The organism is Betaproteobacteria bacterium (assembly GCA_016194905.1).
GTDB lineage: Bacteria > Pseudomonadota > Gammaproteobacteria > Burkholderiales > JACQAP01 > JACQAP01.
The window spans coordinates 104,141-122,182 of the sequence record JACQAP010000031.1 but is presented as its reverse complement, the minus strand read 5'-3'; the positions used below and the strand labels follow the sequence as shown (position 1 = coordinate 122,182).

Genomic DNA, 18,042 nt, shown 5'->3' with positions numbered 1-18,042 from the left:
GTGCGACGATGAGTCGGAGCTGCCGCGTGATCAGGTCAGTCGCGACCAGCCCGGCTCGTTGCGATCGAGCAGGCGTTTCAGTGCCTCGAAGTGAAGAACGGACTGCTGGCGCTCGCTCTCGATCTGTCTGGCGACCTCGGCGACCATTTTCTCGGGGACGCGTTTGAGCTTGCCACCGGTGCTCTTGGCGAGCACCTGCACCATGCAGCAACGCTCCAGGTAGTAGAGGTCGTCGAATGCGTAGGCCATGTTATCGCCGCACACGATCACGCCATGGTGTTGCATGAACACCACGCTGTTGTCTCCCAGCGCGTTGCCGATGCGATCGCCTTCCTCGTTGGCAAGCGCCACGCCGCCATATTCCCGGTCGTAACCGATGCGTCCGTAGTACCGCATTGTGCTCTGGTTGGCAAATACGTCCAATTCGCCGCCATCGAGCAACGTCAGCGCGGTCGCGAACGGCATATGCGTGTGCAGGACGCATTTCTTGCGTTTGCCGAGATGGATGCGGCCGTGGATAAAAAACGCGGTGGGTTCGACTTTATGTTTACCCTCGACGACCATGCCGTTTTCGTCCACTACCATCAGATCGGCCGGCGTGAGTTCCGACCAATGGAAGCCTTGCGGATTGATCAGGAACTTGGAGGGATCCCCCGGCATTTCCAGGCTGAAGTGATTGCAGACGCCTTCATTGAGTCCCATGCGCGCCGCGGAACGCAATGCGGCAGTCAGATCGATGCGGGCTTGAGTGATGGGATCGAAGCACTTCATCGGGTTCCTCCGGTCGTTCTTAATATCGGGCGCATTCTGCCATACGCGGTGCCGGCGCTGAGGTGGCGAAGTTGCTGCACTGCGGATGAGCCATCGGTTTTCCTAAATGGCGCAAGTGGGCTGGTGCGGCGGAGCGGCCTTGGCTAAAATCGCGAGGCCTTTTCTGCAGTTGTTAGCCCATCGGACCGGCTCACGATGCCAATTAAGGAGAATTGATGAATCAATCGGTACTCACCCCCGAGCAGCGCGCCGCTTATGACCGCGACGGTTTTGTCATGGTGCGCGGTCTGTTCGATCCCGAAGAAGCGCTTCTGTTGCAGAAGGCGATGGAAACCGATCCGCAGGTGCGCGGCAATCTATACAACCGCAATGATGCGCAGGGACTGGCGACGAAGATGGTGCTTTGGAACCATCCTGGCGACAGCGTCTATGGCCTGGCCGCGCGCAGCCACAGAATCGTCGATACGATGGAGTCGCTTCTCGGCGGAGAGGTCTATCACTATCACTCGAAGCTCACCGCCAAGGATCCATTCGAAGGGGGTGCATGGGAATGGCACCAGGACTATGGCTACTGGTACAGCAACGGTTGCCTGTTTCCCCTGATGGCGAGCGTGATGGTCGCGCTCGACAAGTGCACGAAGGAAAACGGTTGCCTGCAGGTGGTGCGCGGGTCACACCTGCTCGGACGTATCGACCACGGCGTGATCCAGGGCAGTCAGGTCGGCGCGGAGCCGATCCGTGTCGAGCAAGCGCTCAAGCAGCTCGAAACCGTGTATGCCGAAATGGAACCGGGCGATGGCCTGTTCTTTCACTGCAACACGTTGCACCGCTCGGACCAGAATCGCTCGCCGAACCGGCGCTGGACGGTGCTGTTCTGCTACAACGCGGCGCGCAACAATCCCTGCATCAAACATCATCACCCGTTCTACACGCCGCTGGAAAAAGTGTCGGACTCGGCAATCAAGGAAGCGGGTTTGAAATATGGCAGCGGCTCCGAGGAAAGTTTTCTGAGCAACTTCGTCAATCCGCCGGAGCTGAAGAAGACGCTGAAAGTCTGATTCCGGACGATTACGTTCTGGTGTCGATCCGGCCTTTGTAGGGGATACAGTACAGCCCGATCGGTTCTGTCCTGCCGCGCAGGGTCAGGGGTGGCAATGGAAGCGCTTGCATGAAGATTTGTGTCGGCTTCAAACCTTCCATGACGCGATCCGACAGCAGCAGTTCGCCGGCGCGCGCACGTTGCATGAGACGGGAGGCAATGTTCACGGCATCGCCGATGATCGTGAAATTGGAGTAGGCGGCTGAGCCAACGTTGCCGGCCACCACTTCACCCTTGTTCACGCCGATGCCCAGTCCGGTCTCCAGCCCGTGCTGGGCACGCCATTCGACGGAGAGGGCGTCAAATTCTGCAAGCATCTGATTTCCGCAATTGATCGCTCGCTCGGCCGCGTCCGGCTGTTCGAAAGGCACACCGAATCCCACCAGCAGACTGTCTCCCGCCATGTTGAAGATGACGCCGTTGTATCGATAGGCGACGTTTGTCAGCAACGAGAAATACTCGTTGAGCAGCAGCACGACTTGCGTGGGTGAAAGTTTCTCCGCCATACGGGTGAAGCCGCGCAGGTCGGCAAACAGAATGACCGCGTCGAAACGGTTCTGATAACCCACTTGGGGATTTCCCGGCACCCCCGGTGTGGTCAGTATCTTGTCCATCAGCTTGCGCGACCTCAGGTGGCCGTAGTCGTCGGGCACCCCGTCGCCGCCGCCGGGCTCCGCTGGCGCTGGTGCCGCCGCCTGCTGCTTGCGCACCTGATGGCCGTTAACCAACGATTTGACCCGCACCAGGAATTCGTCTCGTTGGATAGGTTTGCTGAAGAAATCATCGGCGCCGACCTGCAAACCCTTGATGCGCTCTTCGCGTTCGTCGGTCGAAATCAGGAATACGACGGGAGTAAGCGATGTCGTGGGATTGGACTTGATGCGCTTGCAGACTTCGTAGCACGACATGCCCGTCATCGTCAGATCGAGTACGACCAGGTCCGGCAGCATCGATGCGATGACCTGAAGCGCTTCTTCACCGTTTCGCGCAGTCAGGATCTCCACCCCCGAGCGCCTGAGATAGAGCGACATCAGCAGACGATTGTCCGGTGCGTCGTCTACCAGCAACACGCGCGGGATGGGTCCTTGGGGATTCGAGTGCATTGACATTTTTTATCTGCGCTTTCCAGGCGCCGGCTCACCCAGCTTGTTATTGTCTCACGTGCACCACGGGGGCTTCCTGCGCTGCGTCATTTCTGCTTTACGTCGGCTGTTCGTGAAAGTTCGTTGGGGCGGTAGTCCCGTTGCCGGGCTGCGCGGCCCGAGTAAAACTTGGCCGCGCGCCTTTTCTCGTATCTGCGGCGAGAGTGAACTGCGGCACCGGCAGTCCCGGCCCAATGGCCCCGACGAGGTTTCCGCCGACCTCTACCCGTGCCTCAGTCACCCGCTGCAACAACCCGATCATGGCTTATCTGCTTGTTCCCACGGTCGATTATGACAGCTTTATGACACTTTTTAGCGCAGGCCCTACAATAGCTGCCGGGTAACCATCCTGATAACAAAGGCGTGCCGCCACGCCAAACATAAATGTCGCACCCAACGACGTTGCCGACAAAAGGAGCCGCCGTGTTTGCCCGCCTGATGCCCACCGAAGGCCGCTTCTTCGAACTGTTCGTCGAGCATGCCGAACAGATTCTCCAAGCCAGTCACGAACTCGCCAGCCTGATGGCGGCCTTCGACGATGTCCAACGCCGCTGCTACAACATCGAGACCATCGAAAAGCGTGGCGACCGCATTGCGCACTCGGCCATCGAACTGCTCCACAAGACCTTCATCACGCCGATTGACCGGGACGATATCCATCAGCTCGTCACGCGCATGGACGACATCCTCGACATGATGGAGGACGCCGCTCAATCGATTTACCTTTATGACATCCGCTCGGTGACGCTGGATGCCAAGCGCCTCGCCGACATCTGCGTGGGTTGCGGAGAAAATGTCAAGGAGGCCGTCTCGCTGCTTTCCAACATGGAGAATGGCGCGAAGATACTGGCTGTCTGCGCAGAGATCGACAAACTCGAGTCGGAGGCGGATCACGTGATGCGCTCGGCAATGGCCAAACTGTTCCGCGACGAACCCGACGTGCGCCAGGTGATCAAGTTGCGCGCGATCTACGAACTGCTCGAAGGAGTTACCGACCGCTGCGAGGATGTCGCCAACATCATCGAGGGCATCGTTCTCGACAACTCCTAGCCGTCCTTCCCGCTTTCGCCATCGCGTAAAACAATAAAGGCGATTCATGAGCTTCCAAGTCGTGGTGTTCCTGGTGCTGGTGGCGCTCGCGTTTGACTTTATGAACGGGTTCCACGACGCTGCCAACTCCATTGCGACCATCGTGTCCACGCGCGTGCTGCGGCCCCAGTGGGCGGTGGTATGGGCTGCGTTCTTCAACTTCGTTGCGTTTGCGATCTTCGGCGTCGCCGTTGCCGCCACAGTTGGAAAAGGCATTGTCGATCCGGGCGTTGTCGATCATCACGTGATATTCGGCGGCCTCGTCGGCGCCATCGCGTGGAACATCATCACCTGGTACTACGGCATTCCTTCGAGTTCGTCCCATGCGTTGATCGGCGGATTGTCCGGCGCGGCGGTGGCGAAGGGCGGGGTGGATACGCTGATTGCCAGTGGATTCCTGAAGACCGCGGCTGCCATCGTGCTCTCGCCGCTGCTCGGCTTCGTGCTCGCAATATCATTGACGATAGCGATGTCGTGGATCTGCCGGCGGCAGACGCCGCGACGCATCGATCGGTGGTTCCGCCGACTGCAGTTCATATCGGCGGCGTTTTACAGTCTGGGCCACGGTGGCAATGACGCGCAGAAGACCATGGGCGTGATCTGGATGCTGCTGATCGCCGCGCAGTTGACGGGAGCAAAAGATCCGCTGCCGCTGTGGGTGCCCTTTGCCTGTTACGGCGCGATCGCGATGGGTACGCTGTTCGGCGGCTGGCGCATCGTCAAGACCATGGGCCAGAGGATAACGCGGCTCAAACCGGTCGGCGGATTCTGCGCCGAGACCAGCGGGGCAATTACCTTGTTCCTCGCCACGGGGCTGGGTGTGCCGGTGTCCACCACGCATACCATCACGGGGTCGATCGTGGGTGTCGGTTCGGCGCAGAAGCTTTCCGCGGTGCGCTGGGGCGTGGCCGGTCGTATCGTCTGGGCCTGGATTCTCACCATTCCGAGTTCCGCCTTTATCGCCGCTGTATTCTGGTGGTTGGGCCAATTTCTGTTTTAGTTTTTCCCGCCCGCGCGCGCAGCGGCGCGATCATCTCACGGCTGTCATATTTCCCGCATAGGCTTGCAACATTTCAACCAGCCGGGGGAAACGATGAATGTCCTGATGATCTCGGACGTGTACTTTCCGAGGGTCAATGGCGTATCGACGTCGATCCAGACTTTCCGGCGCGAACTCGCCGCGCTCGGCCATGAAGTGGACCTGATCGCGCCGGCCTACCCGGCGCGATATGCCGAAGACAGCCACACGCTGCGCGTGGCCTCTCGGTTTGTTCCCCTCGATCCCGAAGACCGCATGATGAAGGTACGCGAAGTACGCGCGTTACTGCCGCGGTTGCGTGAAGGACGTTACGATCTGGTCCACATCCAGACCCCGTTCGTCGCTCACTATGTCGGCATCGAAATCGCCGATGCACTCGGTGTGCCGCGGGTGGAGACCTATCACACCTTCTTCGAGGAATACCTGTTTCACTATGTGCCGGTGTTACCCAGGGGCGTGTTGCGCGGATTGTCGCGCCACTTCTCGCGCAAGCAATGCAACCGCATGAACGCGTTGATCGTGCCGTCCTCCCCGATGCGCGACAAACTCGCCCAATACGGCGTGCAGGAACGCCCCCGCGCTGCGTGCGCGTCTTGGCGTCGAAGGCAGGGCCTATGCCGCCGAGTGGGATGCGGGCGTCCTGGCCAGGCGACTCGCTGACGCTTACCGGCAAGTCACGAGAGCAACCGGCCGCGTATTACCCGTACTCGACGGCCGGGCGGCGGGCGCAACCCCCGAAGAGGTGGCGATCCGGTAAATTTCCTCCCGCTTCCCCGTCTTGCTGCGGTGCCGCTACACTGTGAGACGGACATCGTGGAGGTCGCAATGGGACAAGGTCAGAATCAATCGGGTAAGGAAGTCGCCGCCAGGGAAGTTGCAACGCTGGCGGGCGGTTGCTTCTGGTGCCTGGAAGCGGTGTACGATCGGCTCGAAGGCGTCGAGAGTGTCGAATCGGGTTATATGGGCGGGCATACGCCGAAGCCCACCTATCGCGACGTGTGCGATGGCGACACTGGACATGCCGAGGTCGTTCAGGTCACTTTCGATCCGAAGGTGCTGAGCTTCCGCGACCTGCTGGAAATTTTCTTCGTCATTCACGATCCGACCACGCTCAACCGTCAAGGCAACGACGTCGGTACGCAATACCGATCGTCCATCTTCTATCATTCGCCAGAACAGAAAGCCGAAGCCGAGAAGATCATCGCCGAACTGACGGCGGACAAGGCCTTTTCTTCGCAAATCGTCACGGAGGTCGTGCCGGTGGAGCAATTCCACAATGCGGAAAAATATCACCAGGAATATTTCGAGAATAATCCGAACCAGCCTTACTGCCAGTTCGTCGTCGCACCCAAGGTGGCCAAATTCAGGGCCAAGTTTGCGCAGAAAATGAAGAAGGCCTGAAAGGTCATGAAAGCGGGACGGTCGATAGCCGAAAGAGGTGCTGCACGCGGCGAAGCAACGGCGGACTCCGCGCAGCGTTTGCGCGAGATCGAAGAAGCCAACCGGCTCCTCGAACAGGAGGTCGTGCAGCACAGGATGGTCGCCGAGCTGGCGCGCGGACAGTCCGAAATGCTGATCCAGTCGCTGAATTTTCTCGCGGCGGAATCCAACCTCGACAAGTTTCTCGGGCACGTGCTCAAGGTCACGGTGCAACAGTTGCAAGGCGTCGGCGGAACACTGTGGTTTCCCGATGCGACAACCAACTCGATCCGTCTGCATCTGGAATATCTCGATTCCCGGATCATCCCCGCCGCGGAATCCCATCATCCCGCGGTGTTGCATCCGCTGCCTGCCGGCGGCCGGCCGGTGTCGACCTTTCCCATGGCCCGTGCCGAAACCTACGTGCTGTCCGGCGAAGTCGGCGGCATGCCGGAAGAGAATCGCGCCTACATCAATTCACTCGGCGTGCATACGCTGCTCACCGTGCCGATGATGCTCGGGAAGGAAACGGTGGGATGGATCTGCGTGCGCAGCAGCAAGAGCGACGCCAAGGAGTTGGAAAGCAAGCTGTATATCGCGGAGGCGCTCGCCGGCCAGGCGACGCTCGCTGTGCAGATGGCGAGACTCGGAGAGCAAGCCCGTCAGGCCGCCGTTCTCGAAGAGCGCAACCGTATCGCCCGCGACATTCACGATACCCTTGCTCAGGGTTTTACCGGTGTCGTGGTCAACCTGGAAGCCGCCACACGAACGCTGAAGAAGGACAATATCGAATCCACCCTCGAGCACATCGAACATGCGCGCCAACTGGCGCAGGCCGGACTGGCGGAAGCACGACTGTCGGTGCGCGCGCTGCGGCCCGAAGCGCTGCAACAGGCCGACTTGACCAATGCGCTCGAAACACTCCTGCGAAGAGTCGAGGCGAGCGGCACGCTGCATGCGCATTTCTTCTTGCAGGGCGAGAAGATCGCGATGTCGGGCGAGGTCGAGAGCGAACTGCTCAGGATTGCCCAGGAAGGCATGACCAATATACTCAAGCATGCGAAAGCACAGCACGTCGAAGTAAAACTGGTTTTCGGCGCCGATGCGGTAACGTTGTCCATAGCCGATGACGGCGCCGGCTTCGACCCGCGCGGGCACCATGATGGATTCGGTTTGCTCGGCATGCGCGAGCGGGCGGAGAGCATCGGTGCACGTCTTCTCGTCAGCAGCGGCCCGGCGCAGGGTACCCGCGTCGAAACCGTGATACCGCGCAGTGCCCTGGGGTGATCGAAATGAATGCGGATCCCCACGCGCCAGTCGCAGGAAGCAGGCCAGACGCAGCAAGCAGACCGGAAGCGAAGCGCATCCGCGTGCTCATTGCCGAGGACCATTCCCTGGTGCGTCGCGGGCTCGCGGCGATCATCAATATGGAAGAAGACATCACCGTCGTCGGCGAGGCCGGCGACGGCGAGGAAGCGATCGAGCAGTGGCGGCGGCTTCGTCCGGATGTGGTTCTCATGGATCTGCGCATGCCCAGGCTCGAAGGCGTGGAGGCGATCAAGCGCATACGCGCCGAAGACCCGAAGGCCGGCATCATCGTACTGACCACGTTCGATCACGACGAAGACATTTATGCAGGTTTGCGCGCCGGCGCGAAGGCCTACCTGCTCAAGGACGTACAGCCTGAAGAATTGTTCGGCTGCATCCGCGCCGTGCATGCGGGCAAGGCTTACCTGCAACCGAAGGTCGCGGCAAAGCTGGTGCAACGCGTGCAGGAGAACCAGTTGACCGAACGTGAAGAACAGATCCTGAAACTGCTTGCGGAAGGAAAAAGCAATCGCGCGATCGGCCAGGTGCTGCACATAACCGAAAGCACCGTGAAGAGTCATCTCAAGAGCCTGTTCGTCAAACTCGACGCCACCAGCCGCGCCGAAGCGATCGCGCTGGCGGCACGCCGCGGCCTGGTCAAGTTCTGAATCTGCGGCTTCGCGCCGCGATCTGAAGCAAGCCTCGTCTCACCCGAACGGGTGATGTCCGTCCCCCACCAACGAACTCCGGCGTTTCCTTCCTCGGTCGGATGGTTTCGAAATCCGAAGAAATCCACAATCTGTCGCATCGTCGGTTGTTTTCGATTCGGCTATCGCGCAAGACGGAATGACGCGCACAGCGGGCGTGCGTCGCGTCGCTCCAGGCACCAATGCAACGCGGGATCAAACGCAAGCGCGTTCGGTTCGATATCGCTAGCGCGCTGTTTTCCCGCGGGAGTTTTCAACTCGTTGCAATGGTATGGAAGATGCTACCCAGACTCTCGCGACTTTTTGTGCGCAGCGCATGGTGAGATCGATGAACTTCGCGACTTGTGTATTGCAGGCTTGTTCCAACCGCGATTCTTGTCGCCGGTAACGCAATGGACTTCTGGCTTCGCCTGTCTGGCCTGATCGACACTTTGAACCGGCGCGTGGGTGTCTGCGCGAGCTGGCTGATTCTGGCCATGACGATCATCAGCGCGCTGAACGCCGTCACGCGCAAGTTCCTGAATCTGAGTTCCAACGCATTCCTCGAAATCCAGTGGTATCTGTTCGCGGCCGTGTTCCTGCTTGTCGCGGGGTACACGCTGCTCGGCAACGAACACGTGCGTGTCGATATCGTCAACACCCACCTGCGCACAAGGGTGCGCATAGGGATCGAGATCCTCGGCACCTTGTTTTTCCTGTTCCCGTTCACGCTGATGGTGCTGTGGTACGGATGGCCTTACTTCGTCGTGTCTTTCGCCAGTCGTGAAATCTCGCTGAATGCCGGAGGCCTGATCCTGTGGCCGGTGAAATTATTGATCCCGGCCGGTTTCCTGCTGTTGTTTCTGCAGGGTGTGTCGCAGTTCATCAAGCTCGTCGCGGCGCTGGGAGGCCGCCTGGACCCTGAACCGCTGATCGAGCGGCACAGTCCGCAGGAGGACGAGGTGAACGCGTTGCTGCGCAAGCAATCCGGTGGCGGGAGTGCGAGTTGATCCAGTGGCTGGTGGAATTCATCGGACCGCTGATGTTCGCGGGACTGGTCGCCTTTTTGCTGCTGGGTTACCCGGTCGCGTTCGCGCTGGCGGCAATCGGCCTGTTGTTCGGCCTCCTCGGCATCGAACTGGGACTGTTGCATCCGAGTCTGCTGCAGGCGTTGCCGCAGCGGATCTACGGGATCATGCAGAACGACACGCTGCTGGCGATTCCGTTCTTCACATTCATGGGTCTGGTGCTCGAGCGCAGCGGCATGGCCGAGGATCTGCTCGAAACCCTTGGGCAGCTGTTCGGCCCGCTGCGCGGCGGTCTCGCCTACGCGGTGATTTTCGTAGGGGCGTTGCTCGCTGCCACCACCGGCGTGGTTGCAGCCTCCGTCATCGCCATGGGACTCATTTCGCTGCCGATCATGCTGCGCTACGGTTACGACAAACGCCTGGCGACTGGCGTGATCGCCGCGTCGGGAACGCTGGCGCAGATCATCCCGCCATCGCTGGTGCTGATCGTGATGGCCGATCAGCTCGGCAAGTCCATCGGCGATCTGTATCGCGGCGCCCTGCTGCCGGGACTGATGCTTACCGGGATGTATGCGGTGTATGTGCTGGTCGTAAGCATGGTGCGTCCCGGAGCGGCCCCCGCGCTGCCGCTGTCTGCACGCACGCTGCATGGCGCGCAGCTTCTGCGGCGTGCGCTGCTGTCGATGATTCCGCCGGTCCTGCTGATCTTCCTGGTCCTGGGGACGATATTCCTCGGTGTGGCGACACCGACCGAAGGCGGAGCGATGGGAGCATGCGGCGCATTGGTGCTGGCGGCGCTGCGGCGGCGGTTGACGATGTCGATATTGCGCCAGTCGATGGACACGACAGCGAAGCTCTCCTGTTTTGTCATGTTCATCCTCATCGGCTCGACCGTGTTCGGGCTGGTATTCCGCGGCGTCAACGGCGACCTCTGGGTCGAGCACCTGCTTACCGCGCTGCCGGGCGGGGCGATCGGTTTTCTGATCGCGGTCAACGTGATGGTGTTTCTGCTGGCGTTTTTCCTCGACTACTTCGAACTCGCCTTCATCATCGTCCCGCTGCTGGCACCGGTGGCGGACAAGCTGGGTATCGACCTGGTGTGGTTCGGCGTGCTGCTCAGCGTGAACATGCAGACCTCTTTCCTGCATCCTCCCTTCGGCTTCGCCTTGTTCTATCTTCGCAGCGTAGCGCCGCGCGAAGTCAGGACTGCGGACATCTACCGTGGCGCGATTCCGTTTGTCTGCATCCAGTTGCTGATGGTCGGGCTGCTGATCGCGTTTCCGCAACTGGGCGCGGTCGCACACCGGGACCTGGGTGCGGACAGCGCGATGCGTCTGGAGATTCCAGTCAGCGACGACTTCGATTCGGCACCTGCGATCTTCGAAGCGCGGCCCGAGGATTTCGAGAACTACGGCCGTGGCGCCACGGCGAGCGCGACTGAACCGGAAAGCAAATGATGGACAGACGATCGTTTCTCAAGCAGGCGTCGACCGGCGCAGCCGCAGCCGGGGCAACGCTGGCAGCGCCGGCCATTGCCCAGTCCGAACCCGCAGTGCGATGGCGCATGGCGTCGAGTTTTCCGAAGAGCCTCGACAACATATTCGGCGGTGCGGAAACGCTGGCAGCGCGGCTGCGCGCGCTGACCGGCGGCAAATTCGAGATTCGAATATTTGCGGCGGGCGAACTGGTGCCCGGCTTCGAGGTCCTGAACGCCTGCGAGCAGGGTACGGTCGAGTGCGGACAGACGCAGGGTTACTATTTCATCGGCAAGAACAAGGCCTTCGCCTTCGACAGCGCGCTGCCCTTCGGCCTGACCTCGCGCATGCACAACGCCTGGCTTTACTTCGGCGGCGGCCTGGAACTCGTGCGCGAGCTGTACCGCGAGCACAACACGATTCTTTTTCCGGCCGGCAACACCGGCGCGCAGATGGGCGGCTGGTGGCGCAGCGAGTTCGGCAGCGTGGCCGATCTCAAGGGCAGGAAAGTGCGCATACCGGGCATTGCGAGCGAGATCATGGCGCGGCTCGGCGCGGTGCCACAGGCCATTCCCGGCAGCGATATCTATCCGGCGCTGGAGAAGGGCACCATCGATGCCGCCGAATGGGTCGGCCCCTACGACGACGAAAAACTCGGCTTTTACCGCGTGGCGCCGCACTACTATTTTCCAGGCTGGTGGGAAGGCTGTTCCGGCCTGTCGTTCATCGTCAATCTGAAGGAATGGGAAAAGCTGCCGCAGTCCTACCGCGAAGCCTTCGAGATGGCGGCCGCCGAGGCCAACGTGCGCATGGTTGCCGCCTACGATGCAAAGAATCCGCCGGCGCTCGCGCGCCTCGTGCAGCAAGGCGTAAAGCTGCACCCCTTTCCGAAGGACGTCATGGTCGCCGCGATCAAGGCCGCGCATGACATTTACGACGAAGAGGCGGCGGCGAATCCGGTGTTTCGCCGCTTTTACCAATCGTGGAAGGCGTTTCGCTATGCGCAGTATCAGTGGTTCCGCATCGCAGAGGCGCCGTTCAGCAATTTCATGGCAGGCCAACGCCTGCCCTATAAATGATTTCACGGCGGGCCAGCGCCTGCCCTACAAATGATTTCGATCGATGGGAATTCATGCAGGGGCGCGCGCTCATGTTCGCGCCCGGGCAATGCGGCGGAGACGAAGCGAGTGAGTGCTCCGCTCACGGGTAAGGGTGAACGGCGCGACGTCGCGACAGCCCGGGGAAAGCCCGGCGTTGCGGATCGCAACCGCTCCGCTCTGGATTGGCCTGCAGCATTCGAAGGGGCCATTTTGTCATCGTAACTTGCAAGGGAGGTCTCGCAGCCATGCCGAAACTCAGCATCAACGGTCAAAGTTATTTCACCGATTCGCCGCCCGATACGCCGCTCCTGTGGGTCATCCGCGAGGATTTGAGACTCACGGGCACCAAGTTCGGATGCGGAATGGGACTGTGCGGTTCCTGTACCGTGCATGTCGACGGGCAGCCCGTGCGCTCGTGCCAGGTCAAGGTCGGTGATGTGGAAAACGCGCTCGTCACCACCATCGAGGGGCTCGATCCGGCGGATGCGCATCCGGTGCAGAAAGCCTGGATCGAAGCGCAGGTTCCGCAATGCGGCTACTGTCAGTCCGGCCAGATCATGCAGGCGGCCGCGCTGCTTGCCGTCAATCCCAATCCCACCCGCGAGGAAATCGTGTCGCACATGAACGGCAACCTGTGCCGCTGCGCCACGTACTCGCGGATCGTCGGCGCCGTGCATCGCGCCGCCGAGATGATGAAGGAGGGCGCCAATCATGTTTAAACCAATCACGGCTGAGACAAAACAGCAGGCCATGACGCGGCGCGAATTCCTGGTCCGCTCCACGGTAATCGCCGGCAGCGGCTTTTTCAGCATCGGCATGCCGGGACTGCTTGCCGGCAAGAATGCCGAAGCGGCGATGGCCACACCGGCCTACACGCCGGCGATCTGGTTCACCATCACGCCGGACGGCAAGACCACAATGCACATCGTCAAGGCCGAGATGGGCCAGCATATCGGCACGGGCCTGGCACAGGTGATTGCCGAGGAGCTGGAAGTCAGATGGGAGGACGTGCGCCTCGACGCGCCGCTAGAGAGCGTGGAGAATTTCTCGATCTACGGCCTCGCGTACACCGTCAACAGCGGCAGCGTGACCACCGAGTTCGATCGCATCGCGCGCGCAGGCGCCGCGGGTCGCATCGCGCTGGTGGAAGCGGGCGCCAGCGTGCTCAACGCCAAGCTTGCCGACTGCTTTGCGGAATCGGGCCGCGTGATCGACAAAGCCTCCGGCCGATCGGCGGGCTACGGCGAGATCCTGCAGAAGGTGAAGATCGACCGCAAGTTTGCCTACCCGGACGATCTCAAGGGCATCACGCTCAAGGATCCCAGCCAGTACAAGATCATCGGCAAGTCGTTTGCCGCGCTGGACATTCCGCCGAAGACCAATGGCCAGGCCAAGTACGGCATCGACGTCTTCCTGCCGAACATGGCCTACGGCGCGCTGGTCATGCCACGCAGCCGTTATGCGGCAAAGGTGTTGAGCGTCGACGATTCGGAAGCGAAAAAGATTCCGGGCTTCATCAAGGCGGTCAGGATCGACGACTCGATGGGAAAATGCACGGGCTGGGTGGTTGCCGTTGCCGACAAGTTTCCGACCGCGATGAAGGCAGCCAAGGCGCTGAAAGTGAAATGGGACGCGGGTCCTTACGCGAGCCTCGGCTCGGCGGAACTGCTCGAACAATACAAGCAGCTTTCGAAGGACGAGAAGCAGAGCGCAGCGTGGGTGCTGGAAGGCGATGTCGACCAGGGTTTCGGCAATGCTGAGAAAGTGATGGAGGTGGAATACACCACCGACATGGTATGCCACGCCACCATGGAGCCGCTGAACGCCACGGTGCAGCAGACCAACGGCGAATGGCATGTCCACATCGGTACGCAGAGCACGTCTTTTGCGCGCATGACCTTGACGGCCTACCTTGCCAAAGTGCTGAAGAAGAAACCGGAGGATCTCAAGGTATTCGTGCACCAGTATCTGGTGGGCGGCGGTTTCGGCGGCAAGCAGGACTACGACGACATCCTGGCGGCGGCCTATTGCGTCAAGGAAACCGGCCGCCCGGTCAAGCTGATCCATACGCGCGAAACCAATTTCGCAACCAGCTTCGCGCGCACGCCGACGTATCACAAGGTCAAGGCGGGCATCAAGAACGGCGAACTGGTGGCGATGAACCAGGACATCGTATGCGGCTGGATGGGCGCGCGCTTCGGCGTCGGTAAGAAGTATGGGTCCGACTGGCTGCAACTCGATTCCTGGGATGCAAAGAAGCAGGACATCGACCAGTGGTCCATCGGCGGCAGCGATCACTGGTATTACGTGAAGAACCACCGCGTGCGCGCCTGGAACCACGAGGCGACCACCTGGGCGGTGCAGGCCAGCGCGCTGCGCACGGTGTCCAATTCCTACAACATTTTCGTCGTCGAGTCCTTCATGGACGAGGTGGCGTTGGCGGCGGGGCGCGATCCGCTCGAGTTCCGGCTGTCGATGTTGAACGGCAAAGGCGGCAATCGCGGCATTCCCAACACCGGCTATCCGGCTGGAACCGGTTCCGATTACTACATGGACCAGCTCTGGATTTCCCTGCCCTGGACGAAGGAAGGGTCCTGGCCGGTCTATGAGTCGGGCACGGTCGGCGGCGCGCTACGGCTCGCCAATTGTCTGCGGGTGGCGGCCGGCAAGTCGGGTTACGGCACCAAGAAGCTTCCACCCAATACCGGCATGGGCATCGCGGTCACTGCCGCGGAGGAACGCCAGAGCCCGACCTGGGTGGCAGGCGTGGCGGAAGTCACCGTCGATCCGGTGACCGGCAAGTTCAGCATCAACAAAATTACCATCGCCATGGATCCCGGCATCGCGGTCAATCCGAGGAACATCGAGGCGCAGATCCGCGGATCGGCGCTCTGGGGTGCGAGCCAGATCATGTCCGAAAAGTTGACGCTGAAGAACGGCAGCTTCGAGCAGAGCAATTTTCACGAGTACGTGCCGATCCGGCTGGCACAGGTTCCGGAGATCGATGTCACAATCATCCAGTCGAACCATCATCCGAGCGGTGTGGGCGAACCGGCATCCACGATCGTGGCGCCGGCGGTGGCAAACGCAATCGCCAATGCGGTGGGTGCGCGCGTGAGGCATATGCCGATTTCACCTGAAGCAGTGCTTGCGGCGATGAAGAGCAAGGCTTGATGCGTTGAAACGTGTCCGGGTTCCGCTGCGTTCTTCGTCGCGGGACCCGTGATTTCTTTGGCTGCAGACGGCCGCTCTTTGGACCCGCACAAGCAGGAGCCGGAGCAAGATGTCCGACGACATTCTTTCTTTCACCGCCGTCGAACTGACGGAGCACTATCGCAGCAAAAAACTGTCGCCCGTCGAAACGACACGGGCGGCGCTCGATCGCATCGCCAGGCTGAATCCGGTTTACAACGCTTTCGTGATGGTGGACGAGGCGCGCGCGATGAAAGATGCGCGTGCTTCCGAAGCGCGCTGGCAGCGCGGCGCACCGGCCGGCAGCGTGGACGGCGTTCCCGCCACGGTGAAGGACCTTATCGTGACCGAGGGTTGGCCGACGCTGCGCGGCTCGCGCACCATCGATCCGAATCAGCCGTGGACCGAAGACGGGCCGCCGGTGGCGCGCATGAAGGAACAGGGCGCGGTGTTTCTCGGCAAGACCACCACGCCGGAATTCGGCTGGAAGGGCGTGACCGACAGTCCGCTCACGGGCGTCACCGTCAATCCGTGGAATAGAAGCCTGACTCCCGGCGGCAGCAGCGGCGGCGCTGCGGTGGCCGCCGCGTTGGGCATGGGGTGTCTGCACATCGCCACCGACGGCGGCGGCTCGATTCGCATCCCCGCAGGTTTTTGCGGATTGTTCGGGTTCAAGCCGACTTTCGGCATCGTGCCCGTTCATCCGCATTCGCCGGCCGGCACGCTCTGGCATCAGGGGCCGATCGCACGGACGGTGGAGGATGCGGCGCTGATGCTGGGCGTGATCGCGCGACCGGACGCGCGCGACTGGTACCAGGCGCCGTCGCTTGACATCGATTACCGCGAGGGACTCGATGACGGCGTCAAAGGGTTGCGCATCGCATACAGCCGCACGCTGGGTTATGCCCGGGTCGATCCGGATGTTGCCGAGAGGGTGGAACGCGGCGCACGATTGTTCGAATCGCTGGGCGCCAGGGTCGAGGACGTCGATCTCAGACTGGACGACCCCATCGAGATCATGCAACCGCTATGGGCGGTGGCGCTTGCGCTGGCGATCGCGCCGATGAGCGCGGACCAGCGGTCGTTGCTCGATCCGCCGCTGCTCGCGCTGGCCGAATCGGGATTCAGCCTCGATGCGCTCGCCTATCGCAAGCTCGAGCGCGCGCGCGAAGCATTCGCCAGGCGAATGTGTCTGCTGCACCAGACTTACGATCTGCTGCTTACTCCGCAACTCGCCGTGACCGCGTTCGAGGCCGGGCACGAAGTGCCGCCGGGTTCCGATCGCACCCACTGGTGGGAATGGTCACCGTTCACTTATCCGTTCAATCTGTCGCAGCAGCCGGCGGCGGCCGTGCCCTGCGGATTTACCGACGACGGATTGCCGGTCGCCCTGCAACTGGTAGGCAATAAATTCGCCGACGCACTGGTTCTGCGTGTGGCGCGCGCCTACGAACAGACGCAGCCGTTCATCATGCCCAAGGCCGCTGCGGCCGTTCTGTCCAGACAAATGGCGGCGGGTCGGACATCAAAGTAGGGCGATTATTCCCTATTTGATTTTTGCCCTTCAGGGGTACAAAGTCGGACGCGAGAGGCCGGTTTTCTTATCTGTACTCTTTCACGGTTCCTTTCTGAGATAAAATTCTCAGTTGGGAGATTCTTTGGATGGGCAAGCGCAGAAACAGAGGTAAGCCGCCAAGGTCGCCAAAGCCGATCTCAGTCCCTATTTCTCCCGCCCCGCCGCTCCCACTGGTGGGCGCCCCTAGCCGGGAATCTCGCCTCATGTCCTTACTCAAACGGCTCTTTGAGAGCATCTACACCATGCTCGTTATCACCCTCATTTCTGGGCGCTCTCGCAATTAGCGGGAGGTTCAGTGTGACTGCTACCCAATTGCTTCTGCTCGCGGCATGGTTAGTAGCAATATTTGGGCTACGACACAAACCAACTCCCGTCATTATTGTTATCGGAGCCATGTTGGCAGGAGCGTTAGTCCTTCTCGCATTTTATTTTAGACCGGACGTTATTCCAGCGTATTCGGGCGTCTTAACACCAAAATCCACGCTGATATTTTCGGCTGGGAATACTGATGCTTCCGCAATACCTAAATTGCAAATCGGCACATCTAATGCCATATACGGCTCTAAAGAAATAGGAAGAGAGAGCCCAATGGGGACTATTCTATTTCCAGTTCTAGGCGAGAGACAATTCAAAATCGAATCCATAGATGGGAAAATGAAAGTGTCCGTTCAAATTGCTGACGATAGTGGCAACATAATCGCAGAATTGATTAGAAACGAATGGAAAATAGCACCCCAACCTAAAACATGGGATCGAAATTACACCGATGATGCTCTTGAGGTCAAAGATTCTTCCGGCGCCGTCGTGCTCCAAGTTAAGGTAATGCCTGATCGCATTCAGCTTCAAGGTATATGGTGGATAGATATGGGGCTGCCTAATGGAATTCTGCGGTTAATTATGCAAGGCAACCCAACAATTGGGGGCCAATTAAACATCGTGCCAAAATTATTTAAGGGAACTCTCCCTGCAATAGACCCGATGTTTGTCTATCCAGGCGATCAACATCTTGGAGAGCTTCGACATGGCTAAAAGAGAAAGTCAAGTAAGGAATAATCGCTCAAAGTAGCTTTGGCCCGAAAAGAGAACCCTGAGTTCCAACGCAGGGAATCGGCGACGGA

17 protein-coding genes are annotated in these 18,042 nt (G+C 60.3%); 14 read left to right on the top strand and 3 right to left on the bottom strand.

What is annotated here, in order from left to right:
* Positions 1–30: 30 nt before the first annotated feature.
* A complete protein-coding gene (locus tag HY067_21415) occupies positions 31–771 on the bottom strand; it encodes an aldolase (protein ID MBI3530514.1) in 741 nt (246 codons plus the stop codon).
* A 215-nt stretch (positions 772–986) separates the two neighbouring features.
* On the opposite strand from HY067_21415, the gene HY067_21410 reads away from it, so the two are divergent.
* Positions 987–1,829: a phytanoyl-CoA dioxygenase family protein gene (locus HY067_21410; GenBank protein ID MBI3530513.1), complete on the top strand. Its 843-nt coding sequence runs from the start codon at positions 987–989 to the stop codon at positions 1,827–1,829.
* 10 nt (positions 1,830–1,839) lie between these two features.
* Here HY067_21410 and HY067_21405 read toward each other — a convergent pair whose 3' ends face one another.
* Both HY067_21405 and HY067_21400 read right to left on the bottom strand, forming a co-directional pair.
* A complete protein-coding gene (locus HY067_21405; GenBank protein MBI3530512.1) occupies positions 1,840–2,979 on the bottom strand; it encodes a response regulator in 1,140 nt (379 codons plus the stop codon).
* A 91-nt stretch (positions 2,980–3,070) separates the two neighbouring features.
* On the bottom strand, positions 3,071–3,274 hold the full coding sequence (locus HY067_21400; GenBank protein MBI3530511.1) for a D-aminoacyl-tRNA deacylase: 204 nt from the start codon (positions 3,272–3,274) through the stop codon (positions 3,071–3,073).
* 161 nt (positions 3,275–3,435) lie between these two features.
* On the opposite strand from HY067_21400, the gene HY067_21395 reads away from it, so the two are divergent.
* The 13 genes from HY067_21395 (at position 3,436) to HY067_21335 (ending at position 17,953) form a co-directional block, all read left to right on the top strand.
* Positions 3,436–4,062, top strand: coding sequence for a DUF47 domain-containing protein (locus tag HY067_21395; GenBank protein MBI3530510.1), 627 nt, complete (start codon positions 3,436–3,438; stop codon positions 4,060–4,062).
* Between the two features lie 46 nt (positions 4,063–4,108).
* Positions 4,109–5,101, top strand: coding sequence for an inorganic phosphate transporter (locus tag HY067_21390; GenBank protein MBI3530509.1), 993 nt, complete (start codon positions 4,109–4,111; stop codon positions 5,099–5,101).
* Positions 5,102–5,194: 93 nt separating this feature from the next.
* Complete coding sequence (locus HY067_21385; GenBank protein MBI3530508.1) at positions 5,195–5,800, top strand: glycosyltransferase; 606 nt, start codon at positions 5,195–5,197, stop codon at positions 5,798–5,800.
* Positions 5,801–5,965: 165 nt separating this feature from the next.
* Entirely contained in the window at positions 5,966–6,541 is a 576-nt protein-coding gene (gene msrA / locus HY067_21380; GenBank protein MBI3530507.1) for a peptide-methionine (S)-S-oxide reductase MsrA, read from the top strand.
* A gap of 6 nt (positions 6,542–6,547) precedes the next feature.
* On the top strand, positions 6,548–7,846 hold the full coding sequence (locus HY067_21375) for a GAF domain-containing sensor histidine kinase (GenBank protein MBI3530506.1): 1,299 nt from the start codon (positions 6,548–6,550) through the stop codon (positions 7,844–7,846).
* 5 nt (positions 7,847–7,851) lie between these two features.
* Entirely contained in the window at positions 7,852–8,535 is a 684-nt protein-coding gene (locus HY067_21370) for a response regulator transcription factor (protein ID MBI3530505.1), read from the top strand.
* 431 nt (positions 8,536–8,966) lie between these two features.
* Positions 8,967–9,563, top strand: a complete 597-nt coding sequence (locus HY067_21365) for a TRAP transporter small permease subunit (protein MBI3530504.1) — start codon at positions 8,967–8,969, stop codon at positions 9,561–9,563.
* Positions 9,560–11,038: a TRAP transporter large permease subunit gene (locus HY067_21360; protein MBI3530503.1), complete on the top strand. Its 1,479-nt coding sequence runs from the start codon at positions 9,560–9,562 to the stop codon at positions 11,036–11,038. The genes HY067_21365 and HY067_21360 overlap by 4 nt, the downstream gene beginning before the upstream one ends.
* Positions 11,038–12,135, top strand: a complete 1,098-nt coding sequence (gene dctP / locus HY067_21355; protein ID MBI3530502.1) for a TRAP transporter substrate-binding protein DctP — start codon at positions 11,038–11,040, stop codon at positions 12,133–12,135. The genes HY067_21360 and dctP overlap by 1 nt, the downstream gene beginning before the upstream one ends.
* Positions 12,136–12,401: 266 nt before the next feature.
* Positions 12,402–12,875 (top strand): (2Fe-2S)-binding protein, encoded by a 474-nt coding sequence (locus HY067_21350; GenBank protein ID MBI3530501.1) that lies wholly within the window; start codon positions 12,402–12,404, stop codon positions 12,873–12,875.
* On the top strand, positions 12,868–15,330 hold the full coding sequence (locus HY067_21345) for a xanthine dehydrogenase family protein molybdopterin-binding subunit (protein ID MBI3530500.1): 2,463 nt from the start codon (positions 12,868–12,870) through the stop codon (positions 15,328–15,330). Before HY067_21350 ends, HY067_21345 begins: the two co-directional genes overlap by 8 nt.
* 109 nt (positions 15,331–15,439) lie before the next feature.
* The gene (locus tag HY067_21340; GenBank protein ID MBI3530499.1) at positions 15,440–16,882 is read left to right on the top strand and encodes an amidase; all 1,443 of its coding nucleotides are present in this window, start codon (positions 15,440–15,442) and stop codon (positions 16,880–16,882) included.
* A gap of 339 nt (positions 16,883–17,221) precedes the next feature.
* Positions 17,222–17,953 carry a hypothetical protein gene (locus HY067_21335; protein ID MBI3530498.1) on the top strand — a complete coding sequence of 244 codons (732 nt, stop codon included), beginning with the start codon at positions 17,222–17,224 and terminating at the stop codon, positions 17,951–17,953.
* Positions 17,954–18,042: the final 89 nt, after the last annotated feature.

Coding starts and splice junctions, on each gene's coding strand:
- HY067_21350 (MBI3530501.1), top strand. CDS start 12,402: ATGCCGAAACTCAGCATCAACGGTCAAAGTTATTTCACCGATTCGCCG.
- HY067_21415 (MBI3530514.1), bottom strand. CDS start 771: ATGAAGTGCTTCGATCCCATCACTCAAGCCCGCATCGATCTGACTGCC.
- HY067_21375 (MBI3530506.1), top strand. CDS start 6,548: ATGAAAGCGGGACGGTCGATAGCCGAAAGAGGTGCTGCACGCGGCGAA.
- HY067_21410 (MBI3530513.1), top strand. CDS start 987: ATGAATCAATCGGTACTCACCCCCGAGCAGCGCGCCGCTTATGACCGC.
- HY067_21365 (MBI3530504.1), top strand. CDS start 8,967: ATGGACTTCTGGCTTCGCCTGTCTGGCCTGATCGACACTTTGAACCGG.
- HY067_21345 (MBI3530500.1), top strand. CDS start 12,868: ATGTTTAAACCAATCACGGCTGAGACAAAACAGCAGGCCATGACGCGG.
- HY067_21400 (MBI3530511.1), bottom strand. CDS start 3,274: ATGATCGGGTTGTTGCAGCGGGTGACTGAGGCACGGGTAGAGGTCGGC.
- HY067_21405 (MBI3530512.1), bottom strand. CDS start 2,979: ATGTCAATGCACTCGAATCCCCAAGGACCCATCCCGCGCGTGTTGCTG.
- HY067_21390 (MBI3530509.1), top strand. CDS start 4,109: ATGAGCTTCCAAGTCGTGGTGTTCCTGGTGCTGGTGGCGCTCGCGTTT.
- dctP (MBI3530502.1), top strand. CDS start 11,038: ATGGACAGACGATCGTTTCTCAAGCAGGCGTCGACCGGCGCAGCCGCA.
- msrA (MBI3530507.1), top strand. CDS start 5,966: ATGGGACAAGGTCAGAATCAATCGGGTAAGGAAGTCGCCGCCAGGGAA.
- HY067_21385 (MBI3530508.1), top strand. CDS start 5,195: ATGAATGTCCTGATGATCTCGGACGTGTACTTTCCGAGGGTCAATGGC.
- HY067_21340 (MBI3530499.1), top strand. CDS start 15,440: ATGTCCGACGACATTCTTTCTTTCACCGCCGTCGAACTGACGGAGCAC.
- HY067_21370 (MBI3530505.1), top strand. CDS start 7,852: ATGAATGCGGATCCCCACGCGCCAGTCGCAGGAAGCAGGCCAGACGCA.